The 26,458-nt window shown below is 62.6% G+C and carries 19 protein-coding genes; 12 read left to right on the top strand and 7 right to left on the bottom strand.

What is annotated here, in order from left to right; genetic code table 11:
- Window positions 1-434 precede the first annotated feature (434 nt).
- Together PUN51_RS12440 and PUN51_RS12435 are read left to right on the top strand one after the other, a co-directional pair.
- Complete coding sequence (locus PUN51_RS12440; protein WP_275181154.1) at window positions 435-968, top strand: NUDIX domain-containing protein; 534 nt, start codon at window positions 435-437, stop codon at window positions 966-968.
- Window positions 969-1,481: 513 nt separating this feature from the next.
- A complete protein-coding gene (locus tag PUN51_RS12435) occupies window positions 1,482-4,109 on the top strand; it encodes a trehalase-like domain-containing protein (RefSeq protein ID WP_275181237.1) in 2,628 nt (875 codons plus the stop codon).
- A gap of 127 nt (window positions 4,110-4,236) precedes the next feature.
- Here the strand turns inward: PUN51_RS12435 and PUN51_RS12430 are convergent, their stop codons facing one another.
- Complete coding sequence (locus tag PUN51_RS12430) at window positions 4,237-4,386, bottom strand: hypothetical protein (protein WP_275181153.1); 150 nt, start codon at window positions 4,384-4,386, stop codon at window positions 4,237-4,239.
- A 230-nt stretch (window positions 4,387-4,616) separates the two neighbouring features.
- Entirely contained in the window at window positions 4,617-6,224 is a 1,608-nt protein-coding gene (locus PUN51_RS12425) for an FAD-binding oxidoreductase (protein ID WP_275181152.1), read from the bottom strand.
- 148 nt (window positions 6,225-6,372) lie between these two features.
- Between PUN51_RS12425 and PUN51_RS12420 the strand changes: the two genes are divergently transcribed.
- Complete coding sequence (locus PUN51_RS12420) at window positions 6,373-7,344, top strand: LysR family transcriptional regulator (RefSeq protein ID WP_275181150.1); 972 nt, start codon at window positions 6,373-6,375, stop codon at window positions 7,342-7,344.
- Here the strand turns inward: PUN51_RS12420 and PUN51_RS12415 are convergent.
- The 3 genes from PUN51_RS12415 to PUN51_RS12405 form a co-directional block, all read right to left on the bottom strand.
- A complete protein-coding gene (locus PUN51_RS12415; protein ID WP_275181236.1) occupies window positions 7,341-8,612 on the bottom strand; it encodes an NtaA/DmoA family FMN-dependent monooxygenase in 1,272 nt (423 codons plus the stop codon). The genes PUN51_RS12420 and PUN51_RS12415 overlap by 4 nt on opposite strands.
- A gap of 204 nt (window positions 8,613-8,816) precedes the next feature.
- The gene (locus tag PUN51_RS12410; RefSeq protein WP_275181148.1) at window positions 8,817-10,181 is read right to left on the bottom strand and encodes an MFS transporter; all 1,365 of its coding nucleotides are present in this window, start codon (window positions 10,179-10,181) and stop codon (window positions 8,817-8,819) included.
- A gap of 213 nt (window positions 10,182-10,394) precedes the next feature.
- Window positions 10,395-11,288 (bottom strand): VOC family protein, encoded by an 894-nt coding sequence (locus PUN51_RS12405; RefSeq protein ID WP_275181146.1) that lies wholly within the window; start codon window positions 11,286-11,288, stop codon window positions 10,395-10,397.
- A 191-nt stretch (window positions 11,289-11,479) separates the two neighbouring features.
- On the opposite strand from PUN51_RS12405, the gene PUN51_RS12400 reads away from it, so the two are divergent.
- The 8 genes from PUN51_RS12400 (at window position 11,480) to PUN51_RS12365 (ending at window position 20,720) form a co-directional block, all read left to right on the top strand.
- A complete protein-coding gene (locus tag PUN51_RS12400) occupies window positions 11,480-12,943 on the top strand; it encodes a fumarylacetoacetate hydrolase family protein (RefSeq protein ID WP_275181144.1) in 1,464 nt (487 codons plus the stop codon).
- Window positions 12,936-13,610, top strand: coding sequence for a GntR family transcriptional regulator (locus tag PUN51_RS12395; RefSeq protein WP_275181142.1), 675 nt, complete (start codon window positions 12,936-12,938; stop codon window positions 13,608-13,610). The genes PUN51_RS12400 and PUN51_RS12395 overlap by 8 nt, the downstream gene beginning before the upstream one ends.
- A 28-nt stretch (window positions 13,611-13,638) precedes the next feature.
- Window positions 13,639-15,150 (top strand): 5-carboxymethyl-2-hydroxymuconate semialdehyde dehydrogenase, encoded by a 1,512-nt coding sequence (hpaE, locus tag PUN51_RS12390; RefSeq protein WP_275181140.1) that lies wholly within the window; start codon window positions 13,639-13,641, stop codon window positions 15,148-15,150.
- A 106-nt stretch (window positions 15,151-15,256) separates the two neighbouring features.
- Window positions 15,257-16,348, top strand: a complete 1,092-nt coding sequence (gene hpaD, locus PUN51_RS12385; protein ID WP_275181139.1) for a 3,4-dihydroxyphenylacetate 2,3-dioxygenase — start codon at window positions 15,257-15,259, stop codon at window positions 16,346-16,348.
- 2 nt (window positions 16,349-16,350) lie between these two features.
- Window positions 16,351-17,136 carry a 2-oxo-hept-4-ene-1,7-dioate hydratase gene (gene hpaH / locus PUN51_RS12380; RefSeq protein WP_275181137.1) on the top strand — a complete coding sequence of 262 codons (786 nt, stop codon included), beginning with the start codon at window positions 16,351-16,353 and terminating at the stop codon, window positions 17,134-17,136.
- A complete protein-coding gene (locus PUN51_RS12375; RefSeq protein ID WP_275181135.1) occupies window positions 17,121-17,942 on the top strand; it encodes an HpcH/HpaI aldolase family protein in 822 nt (273 codons plus the stop codon). The genes hpaH and PUN51_RS12375 overlap by 16 nt, the downstream gene beginning before the upstream one ends.
- 60 nt (window positions 17,943-18,002) lie before the next feature.
- Complete coding sequence (locus PUN51_RS12370; RefSeq protein ID WP_275181134.1) at window positions 18,003-19,508, top strand: NAD-dependent succinate-semialdehyde dehydrogenase; 1,506 nt, start codon at window positions 18,003-18,005, stop codon at window positions 19,506-19,508.
- A 231-nt stretch (window positions 19,509-19,739) separates the two neighbouring features.
- Entirely contained in the window at window positions 19,740-20,720 is a 981-nt protein-coding gene (locus PUN51_RS12365) for an NAD(P)H-quinone oxidoreductase (RefSeq protein WP_275181132.1), read from the top strand.
- A 498-nt stretch (window positions 20,721-21,218) separates the two neighbouring features.
- Here PUN51_RS12365 and PUN51_RS12360 read toward each other — a convergent pair whose 3' ends face one another.
- Both PUN51_RS12360 and PUN51_RS12355 read right to left on the bottom strand, forming a co-directional pair.
- Window positions 21,219-22,622: a carboxylesterase family protein gene (locus PUN51_RS12360; protein WP_275181130.1), complete on the bottom strand. Its 1,404-nt coding sequence runs from the start codon at window positions 22,620-22,622 to the stop codon at window positions 21,219-21,221.
- Window positions 22,619-24,601 (bottom strand): flavin-containing monooxygenase, encoded by a 1,983-nt coding sequence (locus PUN51_RS12355; protein ID WP_275181128.1) that lies wholly within the window; start codon window positions 24,599-24,601, stop codon window positions 22,619-22,621. Before PUN51_RS12355 ends, PUN51_RS12360 begins: the two co-directional genes overlap by 4 nt.
- A 532-nt stretch (window positions 24,602-25,133) precedes the next feature.
- On the opposite strand from PUN51_RS12355, the gene PUN51_RS12350 reads away from it, so the two are divergent.
- Window positions 25,134-26,381 carry a flavin reductase family protein gene (locus tag PUN51_RS12350; RefSeq protein ID WP_275181127.1) on the top strand — a complete coding sequence of 416 codons (1,248 nt, stop codon included), beginning with the start codon at window positions 25,134-25,136 and terminating at the stop codon, window positions 26,379-26,381.
- Window positions 26,382-26,458: the final 77 nt, after the last annotated feature.

Below are 26,458 nucleotides of genomic sequence, written 5' to 3'. Positions count from 1 at the left end.
CAACCCCGGAAACACCAGGCTGTAATTGGCTGCGACAGGGAAACCGGGCACCTTCACATCGGTCTTGCCACCAGCGGCGCCGCCACCGTAGCGGAGCACCGCGCCGCCCAACAGAGGGCACTGCTGGATGGCCGCGCACGATCTTCTCTACGCAACCACCGAGGCCTGAACCAACCATTTCGCGCATCCCCAAGAAGGTCATCGAGGGGATGAACGAGCGGCAGGACTGGATCTACACGGTGGCATCTATCGAGGTGATCCATGTCAAGGTCCCTGACGGGCAGGTCACCACTCGGCGGTGGCCTCACCAACCGAGGAGTTACATTTCGTCCATAATACATTATCCTGTCTTTAAGTATTCTCCTCGCCCTTCTGGGTGCTGGTGATTCATGTGGCGGTAACTCGGCGGCGTCTCGGGAGGACCAGGAGGAACAATGGGCAGCGACGGTACGGCCCTGGGCATCAGGGTTCCCTCTGGCGCCGCATTGGAAATTCCCCCGGATCACAGGGTAATTGCCGCCGTCATCCAATGGCGTGGCAGAATTGCCCTGTTTAGAAGAAGCCGCCGCCCGAGTCACGACAGCGGCCTTTGGCACTGCATTACCGGATTTCTGGAAGCTGGGGCGACACCCGAACAGCAGGCTCTTGACGAACTCTTCGAAGAAGCGGGGCTGCGGGTCGAAGACCTACAGGCGCTCTACCAAGGACAGGACCTCGTTGTCACCGACGGGTTTGGAGCCCCCTGGCTCATTCATACTTTCACCGCCTTAACCACCCAAAGGCGGCTGACAATTAATTGGGAGCATGACTCCTACCGTTGGACCGATCCGCGCAAGGCAAAGCGCTTTAGTAATCGCGTTAGCTGGCTGGACAGCGTGCTCGATGCAACTGTCAGGGCGCCCCAACAGTCCCGACTCCTCACTACGGAACCAGCTCTTAGGGTCGAAGCTACCGCATCGAGTAAGTGAATGACCGGCACCCAGTTGGTGCACACTCCGAGTAAGTTTGGGGAATCCCACGACGCAAAGCTCTATTCCGGGGCGCAGTCCGCCTAGTGCCGGGGCCGCTCCAGTAAGAACTGTTAATGTGGTAGCCGGCCCGACCGCTGGTTTGCACCCGAGTTGGCGGTTCTGCGGAGTGCCCCCGGCGATCGGTTGGCTCGACCCTCTTGGTCTGTCGGGTAAAGTCGAAGGTCCGGTCATGTCAAGCTGAGTGTTCACGGCAGCGAAGACTTGGTCTTTCGGGCTGTCCTAGTTTGTCTCGGGAACTCTCCCTTGAAGTTTGTATGTTCCTATGCTCATCCAACCCCGGGCTCCTGGGCCGAACCCTTGACACCGGCGCCTTCAAGGAATGACGCTTGGATGGTGGTCGTCGTGAAAGTTGATGACATCATGTCCGTTGCGCGCAGGCAGAACTGGCTTTTGACGGAGGGCTCCTTTATCTGCCCGGCCGTTTGTTGAGGGCTGGAACCCTCGATGACCATGCCAGGTGGTGCGCTCGGGTCCAGTCGGTCGGGAGGCTCCTTGCCGCCGGACTTGTTAAGGGCTCTGATTCATTCCGATTCGGCCGGAAATAAGCTGTCGCCTCAGCTGCTCAATGAGCTGAAGATGCTGGCACGCACCCCCTACCTGCTGGTGGCGTGCAACTATGGTGGGACACTTTCTCCCGACGAGGGGACCTCTAAAGTGTCCCTGCAGATGGGCAATGCTTCTATTGCCCTGCGCGCCCTGGCGTCGCTGCCCAACACACACGCGGCGGTGATTTCAGGCCGCTCCTTGCGAGATTTGGCCGCCGTGTCCCGGCTGCCGGCCGAGGTGCACCTCGTAGGGTCGCACGGTGCCGAATTCGACATGGATTTTGTCTACGACCAGCCCGTGACCACAACGCCGATCCTTCAAGAAGTTACCGACGCCCTTGCGGAAGTAGTTAGAGCCGAAGAGGACTTTAGGATCGAGAGGATCCATCGGAAACCAGCAGGGGTATCAGTGCGGCTTATCGGGAAACCTGCGGACGTCGCCGCCCGGGTGACTGCAAAAGCGGAACGGATTGCCCGGGACCGCGGCATGTATTTCATCGTGGACGGCTCCGTCTTGGATTTGTCCCTGGTGGCGCCAGGCAAAGGCCAGGCCCTTGAACGCCTGCGATCGCAGCTGGGCATTAGCGCGGCGCTCTACGCCGGGGACGGCCCCAGTGACGAGGAGGCCCTCGCCACACTGCGAGGTCCGGACTTGGGCCTGCGGGTCGGGCCAGGGCCCGGGGACGAACACCGATTGCCGGATCCGGATGCCTTCGCGATGGTTCTGGCCGTGCTGTTCGAATTGCGGCGGGCCTGGCTTTTCGGTGAGGAGGCCGTTGGCCTGGAGCGCCATTCACTGTTGGGGAACGGTTCCTCGACCGCACTGGTAACCCCGGACGCGAAGATCTGTTGGATGACCCACCCGCTGCCGGATTCCGGGTCCCTGTTCGCGCACATTCTTGGCGGCGAAGCGGCCGGGCATTTCAGCGTTGAGCCCGTGCCGGCATCACGGGTGCTGGGGCAACGCTATGTGGACAGCACGATGATCGTCGAGACGCGATGGGCGGATCTCACCATTACGGACTATCTGGAGCCCTCTCCGGATGGTCTCACGAGCTTGGTACGCGTGCTTACTGGCACGGGAGCGGCCAGGATCGTTTTCGCGCCACGACCGGACTACACGAATGCCCCCTTTACCATGGAGGTCCGCGGTACTGACTTGCACGTGCTTGGCACCGCCGATCCTATAGTCCTGCACGCGCCTGGGGTGAGTTTCACGGTCAGAACCGATGACCGTCATGCCACGGCCACTGCCGACGTGGACTTACGCAACGGGCCGGTTGTCCTGAACCTCCGCTGCGGGGACACGGGGACTTTCGTCCTTGATGCCGCAGGCGAGCCAGCGCGCCGTGCCGGTGTTGGGGCCGATTCCCGGGCTTGGGTGCGCAAGCTGAAGCTCCCTGCGGTCAAACCCTCGCTGGTTAAGCGTTCCGCGCTGGTGCTTCGAGCCATGGTGCACGAGCCGACCGGTGGAGTGTTGGCTGCGCCAACTACCTCGTTGCCTGAGGGAATCGGTGGAATCCGAAATTGGGACTACCGGTACTGCTGGCTGCGTGACGGTTCCATGACGGTGAAAGCACTCGTGGATCTTGGTTCCCTCGAGGAGGCCGACGGGTTTCTGCGGTGGCTGGCCCGCATTTTGGACCAAGCCCCAGGCCCCGAGTGGCTACACCCGCTCTACTCGGTAACTGGGAAATCGATGGCCAGCGAGGCAACCATTGAGAGCCTGCCTGGCTATGCCGGGTCGCGCCCTGTACGGATCGGCAACGCTGCGGACCACCAGGTGCAACTGGACGTTTTTGGCCCAATTGCAGAGTTGATCCACAGGCTCAGTGAATACCGTGGTCTTTTGACCGAGTTCCAGTGGCAACTGCTGGAGCAAATGGCCGCCGCGGTCCTGGCCCGCTGGCGCGAACCAGACCACGGAATCTGGGAAGCTCGACGCCCACCGCGCCACCATGTATATACCAAGGTAATGTGCTGGGTTACCTTGGACCGGGCTGTACGTACGGCCGAACGACACGGACGGGTTCCTAATCCCCTTTGGCGCACCACCGCTGATGCCATCCGAAGCGAAGTCCTCGAGCGAGGCTGGAACAAGGAATCCGGGTCGTACACCATTGCCTATGACAGCCCCGACTTGGACGCGGCAGTCCTTCACATCGGCCTTTCTGGCCTGCTACCGGTAACTGATGAACGGTTCCTGAAAACCGTTGAGGCCGTGGAACGTGTGCTGCGGGTAGGACCCACCGTCTTTCGGTACCGCTATGACGACGGACTGCCCGGGTTGGAGGGTGGCTTCCACATCTGCACGACCTGGCTAATCGAGGCCTACCTCGCAGTAGACCGCGCGGATGATGCCGAAGTACTGTTCGACCAACTTGTAAGTCTCATGGGCCCCACCGGGCTGCTGCCCGAAGAATATGACCCTACAACCGAAACCCACCTGGGCAACCACCCCCAGGCATACTCGCACTTGGGCCTGATCCGTTGCGCCCAATTACTAGACCGGCACCAAAGCAAGGATAGTTGAACCCGCTCACCCCCGTTAGCGCCTCCGGACGAACATCCGACTCGTACACCTAACTGGAGACAGGTGAAGTTGTGAACTCACAGCTAGTTTTCCCGGGAACTACATGGCGCCTGCAAACTCTTCTCTGTCAGGCCTCGAGGTCTGCTTCATACCAGCCCAGCCAGGCAGAAGAGGTCAATTTGGTTGTGGGTGCTGCCAGTTCAGCTTCCCACAGGGCGAGGTCCTGCTTGTCTTTGAGGTGGGAGAGCAGTCTCAGGTAATGTGCCAGAACAATCATCGCTATTTCCCTTTCAAGTGGACTTCAGCGGCCGATCCAGATCCGCATCGGCGATGCGGCGGGGGTTCGGCAGCGGGACATTAGGCAGAATCAGATTTCATGGCTGTTCCACCCGGTTTTGCGGCCACACGAAATCGTCGAGCCGTGGATGGGCCCGGAGGGCGTAACCACGTACATGCAGGTGTAGACGCTAGGCGGGAGGGGCCGGACGGGAACTTGTCGGTGGCTCTCTAGGACAGGCGTCCTGACAAGGGGACGCCCGAATCGACTGCCGCGTCCGGGGCCTCCGCTCCGACCTCGCGATACCGCCGGGGCCATACCCCTTGCTTTCCGGGCGCCAGAATGCCCTTGGGATCCAACGCATCCTTTAGTGTCTCCTGGAGGCGGCGGATGGCGTTGTTGTTGTAGTCGAAGCCGTCTGCGATGACATCCATGTAGTCGACGTGGCTGCGGTAGGGCGCGTACCCGTGGCTGCGGGCGGCGGCAAGCAGCGCTGAGTAGAGAGCCCTGGCGCGGGCCAGCTGTTCCTGGTTGTCGTTTTCAAAGAAGATCATGGTCACGTGCACCATGTGGCGCGGGTAGAGGTGGTAGCCGATGTACAGGTCGAAGCCGAACTGGCGGTAAAGCTCTTTGGCTTCCCGGTAGAACGCCCACACTTCCTCCCCTCGAGCGGGAATGATTGGGGCTGCGTCGATATGGCCGCCGTTTTCGGCCGCCCATGCCACCGTGGACAAGGGCTTCAGGGTGGGCACGCCGGCCATTTGCGTGCGGTCCATGTCCACAATATCTTCGTAGGCGACCTGCACGCCATCCGCACCTTCATAAAGCCTGGCTTTGACCGTAAACCCTTCAAGCCCAGCGAAGCGTTCCCGAATGATCTCAAGCCTACGTTGGGCGAGTCCCTTGTCGCCGTAGATCGCGAACTTTGCGTTCCACTGGCCAATGCCCATCTCTTGGCGCATTTCCTCCAGGCGGTCGTCCGGTATGGACCCCTCCCCCTGGTACCAGCGTGACCGCGGACCGTTCATGGTGGCTGCCCGAACCACGTTGCCGCAGAGGGCGTTGTTCTGGATGACGTCCTCGCGCCGGAGCTGGGTAAGGATGTCCACCAGCTTTGGCATGTCCTCCTCGCGCTCCACCACAACGTCGCCGTTGATGTACACGTCCGGCCAGGGCATGAGCCAAAGACCAATCTTGGTCACTATGCCGAGATTGGATTGGGTGAAGATACCGTCCAGAGTGGGGCCAAATCCGCCTTTAAAGATGGGCCCAAGTTCCGTGCCGTCCATGGCCCACATTCCTGTACGCACCAGCTCACCGTCCGGCAGGACCACCTCCATGCCACAAATGGACTGCACATGGTCCCCCATCGGCGTCATGCCGTAGCCCCGGTCCAGCGCATTTCCCATAATGGAGCCCCAGCCGAGGGCAGGAACGGACATCCACAGCTTCAAACCCTTCTCCTGGATGTGTTCGAAGAGATCAAAGAACGTGACGCCGGGCTCAATGACAGCATAATTCAAGTGATCATTGACCTCGAGGATGTTGTTAAGGCGGCTCAAATCCAACGCCACCATGCCACGGGTGCGCGGTTCCGGCCCACCGTACCCGAGGTTCTTACCCTTGGAGAAGGACCACAGCGGAACGCCCGTGCTGTTGGCGAGACGGACCAGCGCCTGGACCTCTTCCACACTGCCGGGACGAACGCCCGGCCACTTCGCCCGCCCGGAGTTCAGGGGGTAGGGATCGATGTAGCCCTCCTGAGGCGTGGGGCGGACAACATTGCCTTTGCCGACAATGGCTTCCGCCTCGTCGAGGAATGCGGCTTGGGCATCCATAAGGTCACATCACTTTCGGTGAAGGTGCCGCGGGTGCGGCAACGAATTGGGGCGCGCCTCGGTCTGAAGCGTTTCTTTCATCATGGCAAGCAGAATTCTTCAAGTAAATGCCATGTTTCTGCTTATGCTCATCAGTAGAATTGACAATATGAATATCAGCCTTAACCCGGCGATCACGCTGCGCCAAGTCCTGCACTTTGTGGTCGCCGCGGAAACCGGGACCATGAGCGAGGCGGCCCGCAGACTGCACATGGCACCGTCAGCCATCTCCATGTCCATCGCCGAACTCGAGCGAATTGTCGGGGCGCAGTTGTGCATCAAGCGCAAGTCCAAGGGGCTAACACTTACCTCCACCGGCATCGTGGTGTTCAGGCAGGCGCGCCAACTACTTGACCTCGCCGACGACATAACGTCCTTGTCGAAGAGGGACCGTACAGACATCCGCGGCCCGTTGATCGTGGGGTGCTTCATGTCGCTGGCGCCCACCATCATTCCCCAGATGCTGGCCGACTTTGCGGATCAATGCCCGCACGTGGAGGTCGACTTCATCGAGGGGTATCACGAGGACCTTCAGGAACGCCTGCTCAACGGCTCCATCGACGCTGCCTTCGTCTATGACATGGACATTTCCCCTGCCCTGAAGACGGCGCCGTTGCTCTCGGTGGAACCCTATATCCTGCTCCCACAGGATCATCCCCTGCGCGAGGCCGAGGTGGTTTCGCTTCGGGATCTGGCCGCCAGCCCACTCATTTTCTTCGACGCCCCGCCCATCTCTACCCGCATCCTGGACATGTACCGCGACGCCGGGCTTACTCCGAACATCCGGCACCGCTCACGCAGCTATGCCACGGTCAGATCCCTCGTTGCTACGGGCCGCGGGGTCGCGGTTCTCTTCCAGCGGCCCATGCTCGACGCGCCCTATGAGGAACTGAAAGTTGTCCTGAAGCGTGCTGTCGCACCCCGCGTAGACACCCGCCCACCAGCCACCGTTTCGCTGGCCTGGACGCGGAGCGGGCGGTTGAACGCCCGTGCCCAAGCATGGGTGGATGTGGCCGTCGAACGATTTGGCTCCGCGGGCACGGCGCCGAGCGGCACTGGACTGGCGGGGGTGGTGGTTTAAGCCGAAGGGCGGGACAGCCCGAGGTTGTCGCGTAGAGTGCTGCCCTCGTACTCAGTGCGGAAGTAGCCACGATCCTGCAGCTCCGGCACCAGCTTGTCGCAGATCAGCTTGAAGCCTCCGGGGTTGAAGGGAGCGTTGAGGTTGAAACCGTCACAGGCCTTCGATTCGAACCAGTCCACCATGCGGTCGGCAACTTGCGAGGGGGTGCCGGCCATCCACTGATGTCCGGTGGAACGGGCAAGATCCACGATCAGCTCGCGCAAGGTCATGCCCATGTCTACGCTCTTCTTCCGGTAGATCTGGTAGCGGCTCCCCAGCCTGAGGTCGTCGGAAAACCACTCGGCCGGGATCTTTTCATCGAACTCCAACTCCGACAGATCCATCTTCAGGTCAGCACCCACCTGCTTGCGGCCGTTACCGAGGTGCACGTAGCTGGCCAACTCGTCGGCAAGGTCCTGCGCCTCCTTCTCCGTGTCGCCGAGAATGGGCAGGATGCCCGGAATGATTTTGACGTCGTCGGGGTTCCGACCCTTTTCCGCCACCATGTTCTTGAACTTGGTGTAAAACTCGATGGACGGTTCCTTGAACGGCTGGGCGGTGTAAATCCCGTCCGCCACTGAGGAGCCCAGGTCCATGCCGGGCCCTGAGGATCCGGCCTGGACCAGCACGGGACGCCCCTGCGGCGACCGCGGCATGTTGATGGGCCCTTCGACTTGAAAGTACTCGCCCTTATGCCGGATGGGATTAAGTTTGCTACGGTCCACGTACTCGCCGGATTCCCTGTCCACGATGATGGCGTCATCGGACCAGCTGTCCCAAAGACGCTGCACCACGTCCACGAACTCTGTGGCCCTCCGGTAACGTACCGCCGGGTCCGGAACGTCCTCCACCCCATAATTGCTGAAGCCGTCCGAGGACGTCACGATGTTCCAGCCGGCCCTGCCATTGGACATGTGGTCAAGGCCGCACAGCTGCCGGGCCAGGTTGTACGGCTCACAGAAGGACGTGGACATGGTGCCGATCAGGCCGATGTTCTTTGTCCTGGCCGCCAAGGCTGCGAGCACGGTCATGGGTTCATAGAACCCGTTCATCTTAATGTCACCCCGCATCACCGTGTTGGCGTGCACGATGTCGCCGAAAAAGACGGCGTCAAGCTTTGCGGCCTCGGCCATGGCTGTGAGGTCTGCCACGAAGTCCAGGTTGCCCAGCTCTTCTGCCCGGCTTCCTTCCATCCGCCAGCTGTCCTTGTGATAACCCGCAGGCAACATAAAGGTAGTAAGCACCATGTGATTCTTAGGCTTCATTGCTTGGTTCCTTTCGTCATGCGCCGATCCAGCGCCTCTCTGACTCCAGCTTGGGGGACACCCCATAGTTTCGTAAAGGTAGAAGTTTTCACTCAATAGGTTCAACTAAACTGACAATAGTGGCCAAGAGACCTACTACGGAGACTGGGCTTCACTAACGAACGCTGTTTAGACCGCGTCGAGTTGCACGCGAGAACCTTCACGCGTTAGGCGCACTGCGGCTAGCCCTGCCGCCAGGATGACGATCCAAAACACCGCTACCAGCCACACGCCGCCGCCTGCTGCAAGAACGAGGCCTGTGGCGATCATGGGCGTAAAGCCCGCCCCGATCATCGAGGCTCCCTGGTAGGAAAGGGACGCTCCTGTATAGCGGACCCCGGTGGGGAACTGCTCTGAGATGTATGCGCCGATGGGACCCGCCAGCGCCCCCTGCACCAGCCCGTTGCCCACCACCACTGCTACCGCAAAGCCCCACAAGGTCCCGTTCGTGAGCAGCATGATCAGGGGGAAGGCGAGGACGATGGCTCCAATGCCCGCGCCAGTGAGGACCGCGCGTCGCCCAATCCGGTCACTGAGGCGGGCGCTGTAGAAGCAAACGGCCACCGTCACCACGGCGGCGATTCCTTTCCAGTTCAGGACCCCGGATCGGTCCACGCCACTTCCAACAGCCATGGAGACTCCCCACACGGTCAGCAGTCCCTGGCAGGCATAAAATCCGAGCGTTGCCACGAGTGTGACCACGACGAGACGCGGATACTTGCGGAGTACCTCAAGCAGGGGCGGGTGCTTGACCTTTGTGGCTTCGGCCTCGAGCTGCTGGAAGACCGGCGTCTCTGTCACCCGAAGACGAATGATCATGCCGATCAGGATCAGGAGGGCGCTGAGGAGAAAGGGTATCCGCCAGCCCCATACCAGGAACTGGTCCCCGGTCAGGGCGGAAACGGCGGAAACCACGAGCGTGGCCAGCAGTCCGCCGGCGGGTCCGCCGGCGTTGGCGAATGCTGCCGCGAGGCCGCGCTTTTTCCTGGGCGCGTGTTCCAGTGCCATCAAGGTGGCACCGCCCCACTCCCCACCAACTGAAATGCCCTGGATGACGCGCAGAAGGACCAGTGCGATCGGCGCCGCAGCGCCGACCTGCGCCGGGGCGGGCAGAAACCCGATTAGAACGGTCGCACCGCCCATCATGAGCATCGACAGCACCAGCATCTTTTTCCGGCCAATGCGATCACCGAAGTGTCCGAAGACGATGCCGCCAAGAGGCCGGGCGACATATCCGGCTGCAAGGGTCGCGAAGGAGGCAAACAGGGAGAGGCCGGGGCCGAGGTTGGCGAAGAAGACCCGGTCAAACACCAGGGATGCCGCGGTCGCGTACAGGATGAAGTCGTAGTACTCGATTATGCTGCCAATGAGACTGGAGCCCAGGATGCGGCGCATGTCTTTGGTGTTCAGCGACTCAACCGGGGACTGGTTGCTGCTCGATGACAGGTCGGCCGGTTTCTGGCTTCTCTCGTGAGCGGTTTTCGGTTTCAACATGATCTCTTTTCGAAAGCTGTCAGAGTTGGGTGACCGACGATGACATTGCTCTATCGCGAAGCAACCCCTCCATGCGCTCTTTCAAGCATGACGGAGATCACAGCAGATGACCAATGCATAAAGCATAACCGTGGTCAAAGTATTTAATCCCGGCTGACTGGTGGCCAAGATGGAGGGCCGCGCCCGCGGCCCCTACCTCCGTTGAGGTGTGGCCTACCTGTGGAGGCTACTGAGGAAGCGGGAATCTACGGGGGCAAGTCCGAACTTGCGGAATTCCATGGGGCGGTAGGGGCTCCACATGTTGTACCAATTTTCGTCCTCGCCCCAGACCACGGGAGGGCGGGAGTCGTCGTAAATCTGCTCTAGATCCGTATAAAGCTCTACGACGGCTCCCGAGGTCTCCACGTAGTAGGCAGCTATGTTGTGGCCTGCACCGTGCCGCACCGGGCCCCAGATGAGTTCACGACCCAGCTTGTTCAGCCGGTCACCAAGTTTTCCGAGATCTGCGATGCTCTGCGTCTGCCAGGCGTGGTGGTGCAGAGTTCCCTCGCCACGGACCAGCGCTATGCCGTGATGGTCAGGGTTGCACCGCATGAAGTAGGCAAAGTCGTCACCGATGACATCAGAAAGACGGAAATCCAGCACCCTGTGCAGGAAACGCATCATACCGCCGACGTCACGGGGGTGGAAGTTGAAGTGCCCGTACCGATCTGGACCGAAGGACTGCTGGAGGGCGCTGTTTTCCTGCATGCCTACATAGATCTCGAAAACGACCCCCTCGGGTCCTATAAAGGAAAACCCGTCCTCGATGCCAGCACCGCGGGGCTTATTGCTAAGGATCGTCAGGTTCTCGTTCTCCACGCGCCGCCGGATTTCCCGCAGCGCGTTGCCGTCGGCCGCGACGAGGCCGAAACCATCAACCCCGTTGACCTCAGACTCGACATAGACCAGTTCGTGGTGCACGTTAGCGGCCGCGAGATAGACGGCATCAGCGGTCCGTTCCGTTTCACGCAGTCCAAGGATCTGAGTCGCATCAAATACCGAGTTAGCCAGGTCCGTCGTCTGAATGCTTACGTGCCCCATAGCGCTTATCAATCCCCAAGACATCCTTGTCTCCTTACTCCTTGGGCGGCTTGGCGGACATGTGACCGCCGCTACATGCCAGTAAACAGTATCGCAGCAAGAATCGATTATCCACTGATAAGGCAAAATAACGCCCGTTCTGCAGCTTTATTTGACTTATCCATCCGTCTTGGCCATCATTCGTATACGATTTCATACCTGATGAGGAGAAGGCTTTGGAGCAGGTCAACGGCGACACCCTGGCAGCAGCACGCAAGGTGATCGCAGTGCACATCAACTACCCAAGCCGGGCCGCCCAGCGCGGCCGCACCCCGGCGCAGCCGTCCTACTTCCTCAAGCCTTCCAGCTCGCTGGCACTGGGCGGAAGCCCCGTTGAGCGGCCCGCCGGTTGCGAACTGCTCGGCTACGAAGGGGAGATTGCCCTGGTGATCGGCAAGGCCGCCCGCCGTGTTTCCATCGAGGATGCCTGGAACCATGTCGCTGCCGTTACCGCCAGCAACGACCTCGGCGTGTACGACCTCCGCTACGCGGACAAGGGCTCCAACCTTCGGTCCAAGGGCGGCGACGGGTTCACCCCCCTGGGACCGGCACTGATCCCGGCAGACGCCGTCGACCCCGCCAAACTGCGGATCCGCACCTGGCACAACGGGGACCTGGTCCAGGACGACACCACCGGGGACCTGCTCTTCCCCTTCGCCCGCCTGGTCGCCGACCTGTCCCAGCTGCTCACCCTGGAAGAGGGCGACATCATCCTCACCGGCACCCCCGCCGGCGCATCGGTCGCGAAGCCCGGCGACGTGCTGGAAGTGGAAGTGGAGACGATCGACGGCGGCCTCACCACCGGGCGGCTGGTCACCACCGTTGAGGAAGGCACGACGGCGTTCGCCGACTTTGGTGCCCGGCCCAAGGTCGACGTCCTCCAGCGGGAAGAAGCCTACGGCTCCCGCGAAGCAGCAGGGCTTTCCGCCGTCGCGCCTGCCCTCACTCCGGAGCTGAAAGCCAAGCTGGAGTCCGTCGCCACCGCCACCCTGTCCTCCCAGATGCGCAAACGCGGCCTTAACAACGTCAGCATCGACGGACTGCAGGCCACCCGCCCGGACCGCCGCGTGGTGGGACTGGCCCGCACTCTCCGCTACGTCCCCAACCGCGAGGACCTGTTCAAGACCCACGGCGGCGGCTTCAACGCCCAAAAGAAGGCCATCGACTCCGTGAACGAAGGCGAAATCCTGGTCATGGAAGCCCGCGGCGAAAAGGGAACCGGCACCGTGGGCGACATCCTGGCCCTCCGCGCCCAGGTCCGCGGTGCCGCTGCCATCATCACCGACGGCGGCGTCCGCGACTACTCCGCCGTGGCGGACCTGGAGATGCCCACCTACTTCGCCAACCCACATCCGGCTGTGCTGGGGCGCCGCCACATCCCGTGGGACACGGACATCACCATCGCCTGCGGCGGCGCCACCGTCCAGCCCGGCGACATCATCGTGGCCGACTCCGACGGCATCCTGGTGATCCCGCCGGCCATCGCCGAAGAACTGGTGGCGGACTGCATCCAGCAGGAAAAGGAAGAAACCTTCATCTTCGAGATGGTCAAGCAAGGCAACAGCGTGGACGGCCTCTACCCCATGAACAAGGAGTGGCAGGAACGGTACAAGGAATGGGCTGGAAAGAACGATGACTGATACAGCCGTAACAGAGGCGGCCGCAACCCCCGGGAGCAAGTCGGAGCAGGCCTACCAGGCCGTCAAGGCCCGGATCGTGGAAGGCACCTACACCCCCGGGTACCGGCTGGTCCTCGGCTCCATCGCCAAGGACCTCGGTTTCAGCGTGGTCCCCGTCCGCGAAGCCATCCGCCGGCTCGAGGCCGAGGGCCTGGTGACATTCGAACGCAACGTAGGCGCCACCGTCGCCGGGATCGACCCCACCGAATACCTCTACACCATGCAAACGCTGAGCATCGTCGAAGGCGCCGCCACCGCCCTGTCCGCCCCGCTGATCGACGCCGCGGCCATCGCCCGCGCCCGCGCCGTGAACCAGGACATGCGCGACTGCCTGGACCACTTCGATCCGGTCCGCTTCACCCAGCTCAACCAGGACTTCCACTCCGTCCTGTTCGAACACTGCCCCAACCCGCACATCCTGGACCTGGTGCACCGCGGCTGGAACCGGCTCGCCTCCCTCCGGTCCTCGACCTTCCGCTTCGTCCCTGGCCGCGCCCGCGACTCCGTGGACGAACACGAAAACCTGCTCAGGCTCATCGAAACCGGAGCCGACGCAGAGCAGATCGAAAAAGCCGCCAGGCTCCACCGCTCCGCCACCCTGGACGCCTACCTCGCCCAAACCCCCTAGCACCCAGACACCAGATAGGACCTCAACGATGACGACCTCGGTAGAAACCAGCAAACACCACATCCCGGCAAACCTGCCCACGCATCTGCAGCACTTCATCGATGGCGAGTTTGTCGATTCGGCATCCGGTAAGGCGTTCGACGTGCAGGAGCCCGTCTCCAACGAAAACTACGCAACGGTCGCCGCTGCCCAGCCAGAAGATGTTGACCGCGCCGTCGCCGCCGCCAAGCGGGCCTTCAAAGAAGGCCCTTGGTCGAAGATGCTGCCCCGGGAACGCTCGCGGGTGCTGCACAAGATCGCCGACATCGTCGAATCCCGCGACGACGAGCTGGCCCTCCTCGAAAGTTACGACTCCGGCCTGCCCATCACCCAGGCCAAGGGCCAGGCCCTGCGCGCCGCCGAGAACTTCCGCTTCTTCGCAGACCTCATTGTTGGCCAGGAAGACAATGCCTTCAAGGTCCCCGGCCGCCAGATCAACTACGTTAACCGCAAGCCGATCGGCGTGGCCGCCCTGATCACGCCATGGAACGTCCCGTTCATGCAGGAATCCTGGAAACTCGCCCCCGCAATCGCCACCGGCAACACCGTTGTCATGAAGCCTGCCAGCTACACCCCGCTCTCCGCCGTGCTGTGGCCCGAAATCTTCCGCGAAGCAGGCCTGCCCGACGGCGTCTTCAACCTGATCTTCGGCTCCGGCAGCGTCGCCGGCGACTACCTCGTCAAGCACCCCGACGTGCCGATTGTCTCCTTCACCGGCGACAGCTCCACGGGCGCAACCATCTCCACCGCAGCCGCCCCACAGTTCAAAAGCCTCTCGCTCGAACTCGGCGGCAAAAGCCCTGCCGTCGTCTTCGCCGATGCCGACATCGAGGCAGCCCTCGACGCCACCGTCTTCGGCGTGTTCAGCCTCAACGGCGAACGCTGCACCGCCGGCAGCCGAGTGCTGGTCCAGCGCGACATCTACGATGACTTCGTCGCCCGCTTCGCGGAACGCGCCAAGAACATCGTGATCGGTCACCCAAGCGACCCCAAGACCGAGGTCGGCTCACTCGTGCACCCCAACCACTTCGACAAGGTCATGAGCTACATCGAGATTGGCAAGACCGAAGGCCGGCTCCTGGCCGGCGGCGGACGCGCCGAAGGCTTCCCCGCCGGCAACTACGTCGCGCCCACGGTGTTTGCCGACGTCGCCCCTGACGCCCGGATCTTCCAGGAGGAAATCTTCGGACCTGTCGTCGCCATCACCCCCTTCGACACCGACGAAGAAGCGCTCGAACTCGCCAACAACACTAAGTATGGTCTCGCGGCCTACGTCTGGACCACGAACCTGAAGCGTGGCCACAACTTCGCCCACGGTATCGAGTCCGGCATGGTCTGGCTGAACTCGAACAACGTCCGCGACCTGCGCACCCCGTTCGGCGGAGTCAAGGCCTCCGGCCTGGGCCGCGAGGGCGGCTACCGCTCCATCGACTTCTACACCACCCAGCAGTCGGTACAGATCACCCTCAACGAGGCCCACTCCCCCAAGTTCGGCGCCTAGCCCCTACCAGCCCAACTAGCTCGCATTTGTTGTCGTTTTGGGCCTCCATAACGGCATCTACTGCCAGTCAGTTGGGGAAAACACCTTTCAAAGAAGAGAGAATTCAATGACCAACTTCGTTCCCACCCCCACCGTCCCGGCACCGGACATCGTGCGCTGCGCCTACATGGAAATCGTGGTCACCGACCTCGCCAAGTCCCGTGAGTTCTACGTGGACGTCCTGGGCCTGCACGTCACCGAAGAAGACGAGAACGCCATCTACCTGCGCTCCCTGGAGGAGTTCATCCACCACAACCTGGTGCTGCGTAAGGGACCGGTCGCCGCCGTCGCCGCCTTCGCCTACCGGGTGAAGTCCCCCGCCGAGGTGGACGCCGCCGAGGCCTACTACAAGGAACTCGGCTGCCGGGTGGAGCGCCGCAAGGACGGCTTCACCAAGGGCATCGGCGACTCCGTCCGCGTGGAGGACCCGCTGGGCTTCCCCTACGAGTTCTTCTACGAGGTGGAACACGTGGAACGCCTCACCCAGCGCTACGACCTCTACTCCGCAGGCGAACTGGTCCGCCTTGACCACTTCAACCAGGTCACCCCCGACGTCCCCAAGGGCCGCAAGTACCTGGAGGACCTCGGCTTCCGGGTCTCCGAGGACATCAAGGACTCCGACGGCGTTACGTACGCCGCATGGATGCACCGCAAGCAGACCGTGCACGACACCGCCCTGACCGGCGGCAACGGCCCGCGCATGCACCACGTCGCGTTCGCCACCCACGAGAAGCACAACATCATCCAGATCTGCGACAAGATGGGCGCCCTGCGCATCAGCGACCGGATCGAACGCGGCCCCGGCCGGCACGGCGTCTCCAACGCCTTCTACCTCTACATCCTGGACCCGGACGGCCACCGCATCGAGATCTACACCCAGGACTACTACACCGGCGACCCGGACAACCCCACCATCACCTGGGACGTCCACGACAACCAGCGCCGCGACTGGTGGGGCAACCCCGTGGTCCCGTCCTGGTACACCGAGGCTTCCCTGGTCCTGGACCTGGACGGCAACCCGCAGCCGGTCATCGTCCGCGAGGAAAAGTCCGAGATGGCCGTCACCGTGGGCGCCGACGGCTTCTCCTACACCCGCAAACCCGAAGACGCGGCCGCCGGCAAAGACCCTGTGGGCTTCAAGCTGGGGGTCCAGGTCTAACCATGCTGGAGCCAAAGACGATTGAGGCCATCGCGGACGAGCTGGTGGAAGCCGGCCGGACCCGCACCCCTGTCCCCCGCCTGACCGCCCGCTACCCGGACATGACCGTGGAGGACTCCTACGCCGTCCAGCAGCTGTGGCGCCGCCGCAATGAGGAGGCCGGCCGGACCCTGGTAGGGCGCAAGATCGGCCTCACGTCCAAGGCCATGCAGGCCGCCACCGGCATCACCGAACCGGACTACGGCGCCATCTTCGACGACATGGTCCTGGACACCGGCTGCTCCGTGGAATGGGACCAGTACACCCACCCGCGGGTGGAGGTGGAGCTCGCGTTCGTGCTCAAGGACGGGCTCAAAGGCCCCGGAGTGACCATCTTCGATGTCCTGAAGGCCACCGACTACGTGGTTCCGGCCCTCGAGATCCTGGACTCCAGGATCGAGATGGAGGGCCGGACCATTGTGGACACCATCTCGGACAACGCCGCGATGGGCGCCATGGTGATCGGCGGGAACCCGGTCAAGCCGGACGCCGTCGACCTCCGCTGGGTCTCCGCGATCCTCTACAAGAACCAGACCGTGGAGGAAACCGGTGTGGCCGCCGGCGTCCTGGACCACCCCGCCAACGGCGTCCACTGGCTGGCCAACAAAATCGCCGCCCACGGCGACTCGCTCAAGGCCGGGGACATCATCCTGGCCGGCTCCTTCACCCGCCCCATGTGGGTCTACAAGGGCGACACCGTCCACGCCGACTACGGACCCCTGGGGAGCGTGACATGCCGTTTCGAATAGAAGACACCTTCCGGTCCGCCCTCGCTGCGGAAAAGCAAAAAGGCAGCGCAGGCCGTCCGCTGGCAGGAATGTGGGTCTGCTCCGGCAGCCCGCTCATCGCCGAACTCTGCGCCGGCGCAGGCCTGGACTGGCTGCTGGTCGACGCCGAGCACTGCCCCAACGGGCTCGAATCCATCCTCGCCCAGCTCCAGGCCACCCACGGGTACCCGGTCCACACCCTGGTCCGGCCGCCGGTCAACGACACCGTGGTCATTAAGCAGTACCTGGACCTCGGCGTGCACAACCTGCTGATACCCATGGTCAACTCGGTGACCGAGGCCACAGCCGCGGTGGCGGCCACCCGCTACCCGCCCCAAGGCGTCCGCGGCGTGGGCTCGGCACTGGCCCGCGCCGCCAAGTGGAACCGCGTCCCGGACTACCTGGCCCGCGCCGCCGAAACCATCAGCGTCACCGTGCAGATCGAATCCAGTGCCGCCGTCGAAGCGGTCGAGGACATCCTCAAGGTCGACGGCGTGGACGCCGTCTTCGTCGGGCCGTCCGATCTCGCCGCTTCCATGGGCCTGCTGGGACAGCAGGAACACCCCGAGGTCCGTGCCGCCGTCGAACACTGCCTCTCCGCTGCCACGGCAGCCGGGAAACCCGCCGGCGTCAACGCCTTCAACCCCGACACCGCCCAGCACTACCTCACAAACGGCGCCGACTTCATCCTGGTCGGCGCCGACGTCGCCCTCCTGGCCCGCGGCTCCGAGGCCCTGGCCGCCCAGTACATCAAACCTGCTGACGGCGGCACCCCCGCCAGCTACTAAGCCCCGGGGTTGGCTAGCCGGCAGACCCACCCCCGGCCCACACTTTCCTAGGAGACACCCATGACTTCTTCACCCGCAACCTCCCGGGCCGTCCCGGCGGAGCGTGAGGCGTCCCTGCTCGCCTCGGTGCCCACAGGTCTTTTGATCAACGGGAAGTGGGTGGAGGCGTCCGACGGCGGCACATTCGACGTCCACGACCCCGCCACCGGGCAGGTCCTCGCCACCCTCGCCTCGGCCACGAGCGAAGACGCGGTCGCCGCGTTGGACGCCGCCGACGCCGCCCAGGCCGCCTGGGCCCGCGCCGTCCCGCGGGTGCGGTCCGAGATCCTGCGGCGCGCCTTCGACCTGGTCACCGAACGCGCCGAAGACTTCGCCCTGCTCATGACCCTGGAAATGGGCAAGCCCCTGGCCGAAGCCCGCGGCGAAGTCACCTACGGGTCCGAATTCCTGCGCTGGTTCGCCGAGGAAACCGTCCGCGACTACGGCCGCTACCTCACGACGCCGGAGGGGAAGAACAAGATCCTGGTCCAGCACAAACCCGTCGGACCCTGCCTGCTCATCACCCCCTGGAACTTCCCCCTGGCGATGGCCACCCGCAAGGTCGCCCCCGCCGTCGCCGCCGGCTGCACCATGGTCCTCAAACCCGCCAAACTCACCCCCCTCACCGCGCAGTACTTCGCCCAAACCATGCTCGACGCCGGCCTCCCCACAGGGGTGTTGAACGTCGTCGCCTCCTCCTCCGCCTCAGGGATCTCCGGGCCGCTCCTGAAAGACTCGCGCCTGCGGAAAGTCTCCTTTACCGGCTCCACCCCGGTCGGAAAACGCCTCATGGCCGACGCCGCGCAGAACGTCCTCCGCACCTCGATGGAGCTGGGCGGGAACGCCCCCTTCATCGTCTTCGAAGACGCAGACCTCGATGCCGCCGTCGACGGGGCCATGGCAGCGAAGATGCGGAACATGGGCGAAGCCTGCACCGCGGCCAACCGCTTCCTCGTCCACGAGGCGGTGGCGCAGGAATTTACCCGGAAGTTCGCCGCGGCAATGGGCGCTCTGACCACCGGCCGCGGCACCGACCCGGACACCAAGGTGGGACCGCTCATCGACGGCGGCGCCCGTGACGACGTCCACTCCCTCGTCACTGCCGCCGTCGGGGCCGGGGCCGTCGCGGTCACGGGCGGAGCCCCGGTGGATGGGCCCGGCTACTTTTACCAGCCGACCGTCCTGGCCAACGTCCCCAACGACGCCGCGATCCTGGGCCAGGAAATCTTCGGCCCCGTCGCCCCGGTCACCACCTTCAAAACCGAACAAGAAGCCATCAAACTCGCCAACGTGACCGAGTACGGCCTCGCCTCCTACCTGTACAGCCGCGACTTCAACCGGCTGCTCCGGGTAGCAGAGCAGATCGAATTCGGCATGGTCGGGTTCAACGCCGGGGTCATCTCCAACGCCGCAGCACCCTTCGGCGGCGTCAAACAATCCGGCCTCGGCCGCGAAGGCGGCTCCGAAGGCATCGCCGAATACACCACCACCCAATACATCGGCATCAACGACCCCTACACCCACTAGCCAGGCGAATTAGGGGCGGGACGTGACGCTATCTGCGGATGCTGGCCCGCAGCGGGAACCCGTTCGACGTCATCGCGGCAGCACCAACAGATGTTCCAACAACCTGCGTCGTCGTAGCTGTCCGGCCAGTTGGAATAACCACGGCTGACGGATCAGAATGCACCCGCCATTCGACATGTCCGGGCCCGTCGAATTGGCACCCTAAGTTTCTTAGACCTAGGAAGACGAAACATGAAAGCTGTTCGCTTCAGAACACCCGGCGGCCCAGAAACCCTCGTCGTGGAGGAACTCCCGGACCCAAGACCACACGACGGGGAGGTTCTCATCCGCGTAGCAGGAGCCGGTCTGAACCGGGCTGACTCACTGCAGCGGCTTGGACGCTCGAACCTTCCCCCAGGCGCCTCGGAAATTTTCGGAATGGAAGTCTCTGGAACCATTGCAGAAGCGGGTTTTGGTGTGGACGGCTTCGTACGGGGCGATCACGTCATGGCACTGTTGGCGTCCGGCGGATACGCGGAATACGTTGCCGTCAACGCGGAGCATGTCTTGGCGATTCCGCAGGGAATCGAGTTGATCGAAGCCGCGGGGGTACCAGAGGTTGCCGCCACGCTGGTCTCGAATATCTGTGACACAGGCCGATTCGCTCGCGGTGAGACGGTTCTGATCCACGGGGCCTCTGGGGGTATTGGAGTCTTCGGGATCCAGCTCGTCAAGGCTATTGGAGGGCGGGTAGCAGTCACGGCGTCCAGCGGTGCGAAGCTCGAAGTGGCCCATAGCTTCGGTGCTGACATCTTGATTAACTACAAGGAAGAGGACTTCGCCAAAAGGATGCTTGCTGAAGGTGGCGCAGACATCGTCCTCGATACTGTGGGAGGAAAGTATCTGCCCAAGAATGTTGAAGCCCTGGCGCCATTCGGCCGGATCGTGACCATCGGTATGCAAGGCGGTCCTGAAGGCACTTTGGACTTCGCAGCCCTAATGAAGAAAAAGGCATCCGTGTCAGGGACCCTGCTGCGGGACCGCTCCCCCCAGCAGAAGGCAGCCATCATGGCAAGCGTGAAACGTCTTGTCCTCCCGCTCCTCACGGCCGGAGCCATCAAACCGGTAACAGAAAGGGTGTACCCACTTTCTGAAGTAAGTACGGCTCACGTCCACTTCGACAGCAGGGTCCATATTGGCAAGATCCTGCTGGACTGCCGAGAAACTGATTAGAGCGGTGGAGGTGCCGTAGGTATTGGGTATTTGAAGACGGCATCCTTTGCTTACCTTTGCCGCAGGCTTCTCGGCGGCAAGGAGCGAAGCGAAGCCGGCGTTCGGCGAGATTGGGGCTGCCGAAGGTGCGTCCCTATTGTGGTTTCCCTGTCGGGTCCGGGAGCGCGCGGAGGAAGCCTCCTTCGGTGATGCCGCCGCCGTTCGACCTTGGGGTTGGCGGCGGACCAGATGTTGCGCATGTTTGCCTCCCAACTAAGATCGACGCCATGGGACCAGGACTGTCCCAGTCGCCGCCTCTATCCGCCCTGTTGCCTTCCGCCCTATCGGACACTGATTGAAAGCCACGCGATTCATACGACATGTCCAAGCCTATTGCCCGTCCGCTGCGTAGAAGCTCAGCTAGTTAATCGGCCTTCCCATGGATTGGGATTGTGGAACCAGGAAACGCGGTCCTGGGTCTTGCCGGTTTTGAAGCGCAGGAACGGCTGGGCAGCTCTTTCAGCGACGAGCGACCAGCCCGAGCTCGGAGGGAACGTCGTAGTGAGGTTGGCCGCCGTCGAACTCCAGACGGAGGGGGTCGGAGACGGCGAAAGGAGTCCCGTATTCGTTCGCCACACGGATGCGGCCGTCGTGAATGAACCCCGCGAACCAGCCCCTCAAGGCTTCCGAGGTGGTGGCGAATATCTTCGGTTCCAGGCCAGCCAGCATGGGTGCATCGTTCCATTGCCGGAGAGAATCGAACAGGAACGGCATCGGCATGCAGTGGGGGCTGCCTGCGCCCGGCAGCGGGCTCTGCACGGAGAACCCGGCCAGATACACGGTGAGGCCGGCACATGCAGCAGCCTTGGCCAGTTCCAGGTTCGCGAGCCGGAACTGGTGTAGGGTCATCAGTTCCACCATCCGGGCCTTGGCGGACGCCCCGGGGACTTTGCGGTCGACCCAGTCGCGCACCGCGTCCGGGTTCTCGAACCGGGTCTGGGTGAAGCCATCGGCGGCTTCATCCGGGAAGGCCGTCTCAGGGACGGAGAGCAGGAAAGCTGCGCATTCTTCCGAGGTTGAGAGAATCGCCAGTGATTCGACATGTAGCTTCGATGCAGTAACAGAGTAGTTGTGGAGGTCGGCACCCAGATTATCGCCGACGGCTGGCATCAATGGCATCCCGCGACCGGCGTAGGCCTTAGCGAGGCTGGCTTGGGCGCGGAGAACCGATTCCCACGAGGCCTCAGCGAGTCCGCCGCAGCCCGACAGCGAGGTGGTGGCCAGTGACCACCTGTCCCGGTACTGTTCAACTGTCAACGCAGGCTCCCACGGGAGGCTGATCAGTGCGGTGCGGCGGAACAAGCCGCGGGTCTCCTCAAGAGTGGAAAGCGCGTAGGCGTACCATGCCCCCGCCGAGTCGCCGGCGAGAGTAATCGTTTCCGGATCTCCGCCGAACAGCAGGATGTTCTCTTTGACCCAGCGCAGAGCCACGGTCAGGTCGCGCAGCGGCCGCTGGGAGTCAAGTGGGTTTCCATCGATTCCCAGATGTCCGAGGATGCCGATCCGATAGTTGACGGTGACCAACACGCACCGGTCGTCGTGAACCAGCGAAGGGGCACTGAACCACCGGGCATTGCCCGTCCCCGTGGTGAACCCGCCACCGGGTATGAATACCACCACAGGCAGCCCCTCAGCCATCTTTGGAGCCTGCACGCGCAGCTGGAAGGCATCGTGCGATTGTGCGACCTCGCTGTTGGCTGCCCCCAGTAGCGCGTTCAATCCGCCTGGCAGCTGCGGGAAGGCCAGAGGCCCGACCGGTGCGGGCAGTCCTTCCGCCGTCGCCGTGAGAGGCTCGGCCTCGGAGAACCTATTATCGGGGTCGGACAGCCGGGCGTACCGGACTGTCACGTCAAGAGCAGTCACTTCAGAAACTCGTAGTCATTACTGTTCACTTGCTCCGTAATACGCCAGTATTCAGTGGTTTGAAACGGCCACACTTGTGATACCCGATTGAATTTGTTCTTGTACCATGTCTTCACGTACGGCTGGCCCCAGGTCATCTTGTCGTTCTCAGCGTCGACCCAGGCTATGTGTTCGTCCAACGCCTCCTGCTTCAAATCCAGGGCGCGCACGTCGTGATCCAGGATCTGATGAATGGCCTCGACCGCGTACTCCGCCGCGCGTTCGATCATGAAATGCAGCCCTCCGGCGACTACTCCGCCGGTGTTGGGGCCAAGCAGCATGAACAGGTTGGGGAAGTTGGGAACGGTGATGCCGGCGAAGCCTTTCGCGTCCCCGCCCCAGTAGTCATGAATCTCCAAGCCGTGGCGGCCTACGATTTTGATGGGGTCGAGGTAATCTGACGGGCGGAACCCGGTCGCGTAGATGACAACATCGACATCGAGTTCTCGTCCATTGTCGGTGACCAGTCCGGTCTCTGTGAAGGATGTCAAACCTTCTGTGATGACTTCCGTGTGTGGTTCGCGCAGGGCTGCGGCCCACACGCCGTTGTCGCGGAGCATGCGCTTGGCCGACGGCGGGTAATTCGGGATCGCCTTCTCCAGCAGGTCAGGGCGGCCTTCATACTGCTCGCGCATGCGTTCGATGATGGCCTGGCGAAATTCCTCGTTGGCCTTTGAAACGCTTAGGGGTGCACCATCCCAGCCCTCCTCAGCCCTTGCGAGTTCCATGCGCCCTTCAATACCGCCGGCGGTGACGAAGAGACGGAACAGCTGTCCGTAAGCTGGGACCTTCTGGTGCAGCCACTGGGCGGCGTCCGACATCGCCTCGTGGTAGGTCGGTGCCGGCAGCATCCAGGGAGCACTGCGCTGGAACAGGTACATCTTGTCCACATCGCCGATGATGGCCGGGACGATCTGGTAGGCGGAGGCGCCTGTGCCGATTACCGCCACCTTCTTGCCCTTCAGGTCCACCGAATGATCCCACTCCTGGGAATGCATCTGGGCTCCCTTAAAGTCAGCCTGCCCCGGCCAGGTCGGAATGAAGGGATGATCCAACTGCCCCACACCGGTGATGATCGCGTTGTAGCTCTCGGTAGTCTCATGACCGTCCTTGGTGCGCGTGGTGGCCCTCCAAGTCGCCGAGTCCTCATCCCAGACGGCGCACGTCAGGGACGTGTTCAACTCGATCCCCTCCGTGAAGTCGGCCTTCTCCGCCAGTGTCTCCAAGTAATCCAGAACCTCCGCGCCGGCGGCGAACTGGTTCGGCCAGTCGACCCGCTGTGCGAAGGAGAAGCTGTAGCCGTAGGTGGGGGTGTCCAAACGCACACCCGGATAGTGATTCTTCCACCACGTGCCGCCGATCCGGTGCGAAGCCTCAATCCAGCGATATGGCAGCCCAGCTTCCTGCAGGCGATAGGCGGCGGCGATGCCGGAGATGCCTGCACCGACTATCAGGGTCGTGAATGGCGTGACGGCGCGGTGGTCGGGGTAGTCGGCATAGTTCCATTCAGCCGAACCGTTGCGATCTGCAGCAGGGGCGAATTCATGCTTCAGTTGTCCCATCCACGATCGGTCTCTGGCGGCGCGGCCGCCGGTGAACCAATCCAAAATCACGGAAGTATCTTCAGCGCTCAATTGCTGCACGCTGCGGATTCCCTCATCTCTCAGCCGCTTCAATCCGCTCAGCGCCAGATCCTGGGCACGCTGGACCTGTTCGGGAGACATCCCTCCATGGGGCAGCAGCGCCGTGCCCAGCGGGGGAAGCGGCGGGGATAGTTCGGCTGGCACAAAAGATAGATCCTGCAAGGTGGTGGCCAACGCTGCCAGCAGAACAGGAGCTTCAGCCCCTGCGAGGTACGCCTGCAGAGATTCATCTGACTCGGTGATTGTCGGGTACTCCTCTGTCCAGTACAGGTCACCGTTGGTGGGCTTGCTCGCCATAAGATCTCCTCGAGATGAAGCGTGGTTAGGGTGGTAAAGCGCGGTCAGCCGGGCATACCCGGCGGACGCTTGTCGAGGAAGGTCTGCCGCCCCCGGACGGCCTCCTCCTTTTACTTAGGACGGCAGGACTAGCGACCGGTTATAGATCCCGGGTTTGACCGCCGTAGGCGACACGGGCTCCGTGAGGGCATCACGGAGCCCGTGTCGCTGCCCAACCTCTGAATGCTGCTCAAACCGCCCCCTGCGGAAAAATCCTCAGGGTGCCGTGCCGTGCGTGGGGTGAGGCAGGGCACCCTTTCGTGGCGACGAGTTAGTACTTTGCATCACATCTAGGTAAATAGTATGCCGGTGACGCTGCATTACGCAAGCGAGAATATATTCTCAGCCTGCCGCGGCCCTCTCCCCCATGTGCCAGAAATTGATGGTGGACTCCTTGGCGCCAGCGCGTTATGGTCGTAGACATCAAATATATTCTCCGCCGGATATTGCAAACTGGTGGAGCCGATTACACAACCCTTCCCAGGAGGACACCATGAGCATTGCTGAGGTGGACCAAAGGCCGCATTTCGACCCCCGCGCATTCCGCGACGTCATGGGTCATTACCCAACCGGCGTCGTCGTAGTCTCCGCCATGGTCAACGAAACGCCCGTGGGTATGGTCGTAGGCACTTTCAGCTCAGTCTCCTTGGAGCCCCCGCTGGTCGCCTTCATGCCCATGACCACATCATCGACCTACCCGAAGCTGCGTGAGGCAGACCATGTCTGCATCTCGGTGTTCGCCCACGACCAGATGCAGGCCTGCCGCAGTCTCGCGTCTAAGGATCCGGAAAAGTTCGACAAGGTCGGATGGACTCTCTCGGCTTGGGGCGCCCCCATGATCGACGGCGCCGTCGCGCACATCCATGGGCGAATCACTGAGGAAGTGGAGGCCGGTGACCACTACATCACCCTGGTCTCGGTCGACGACCTCGCCGTCGACCGAGGTGTGACACCGCTACTGTTCTTCCAAGGCGGCTACGGCGGCTTCTCGACCACCGGCCTGTCGGCTCACGTGGACGAGTCACTGATTTCGGCAGTCCGGTTGGCGGAAGCCGCTCGTCCACAGCTCGATGAGCTTGCCCAGAGGTTCAGCTGCTCGGCCGCAGCTCTGGTCCAGATCAGTTCCCTGGACCAAACGATCGGTGCCACATCCTACGGCGGCAGCACCGACGCGGACGAACGCATCGGCGTCCGGATCCCTTTGATCCCACCGCTGGGCGAGGCCGCCGTGGCATGGAGCCCAGACCAGGTCACTGCCTGGCTGGGCCGGATCTTCCCGCAGGACGAGGCTGTCCTCACCTATTATCGCGAAGCTCTTACCCGCGTGCGCGAGCAGGGATACGCCGTCTCCCGCATCAACCACGATCCGGCAGGCTATGACGAACTCAACGAAGCCTTGGCCGAATGGGCCGGCGCAGAGCTGACGCCCGCTCGTGATCGCGCAGTCCGCACCACCATCGCACAAAGCCGCCAATACTTCGGATGCGCGCTGGACGAGGTAGACACCAATATCGACCTCGCATCTGTGGTCGTACCAGTCTTTGCCCCCGAAGCAGGTGAGCCCACCAACTCCGGACTTGTTATTCGGCTCGGCAACCTGCCGTCGGGCGTGGATGCGGCCACGGTCCGGGAATGGGCCACGGCCCTTCAGGAGGCAGCAGCAGAAGTCAGTCGCACCCTGGCGGGTCCGGCTGCCAAGGACTACCGCCGGTACACCGCAGCCGGCCTGCGCTCGGCCTGATCCATCCCAAAGGCGCGCGGACCGCCGGTCAGATGGCCGTCAACAGCAAAACAACCAACATGAGAACAAATCGGGGC

The organism is Arthrobacter sp. NQ4 (assembly GCF_029077345.1).
Lineage (GTDB): Bacteria > Actinomycetota > Actinomycetes > Actinomycetales > Micrococcaceae > Arthrobacter.
Note: the sequence above shows the minus strand (reverse complement) of the source record. Positions and strands in the feature narration are given on the sequence as shown.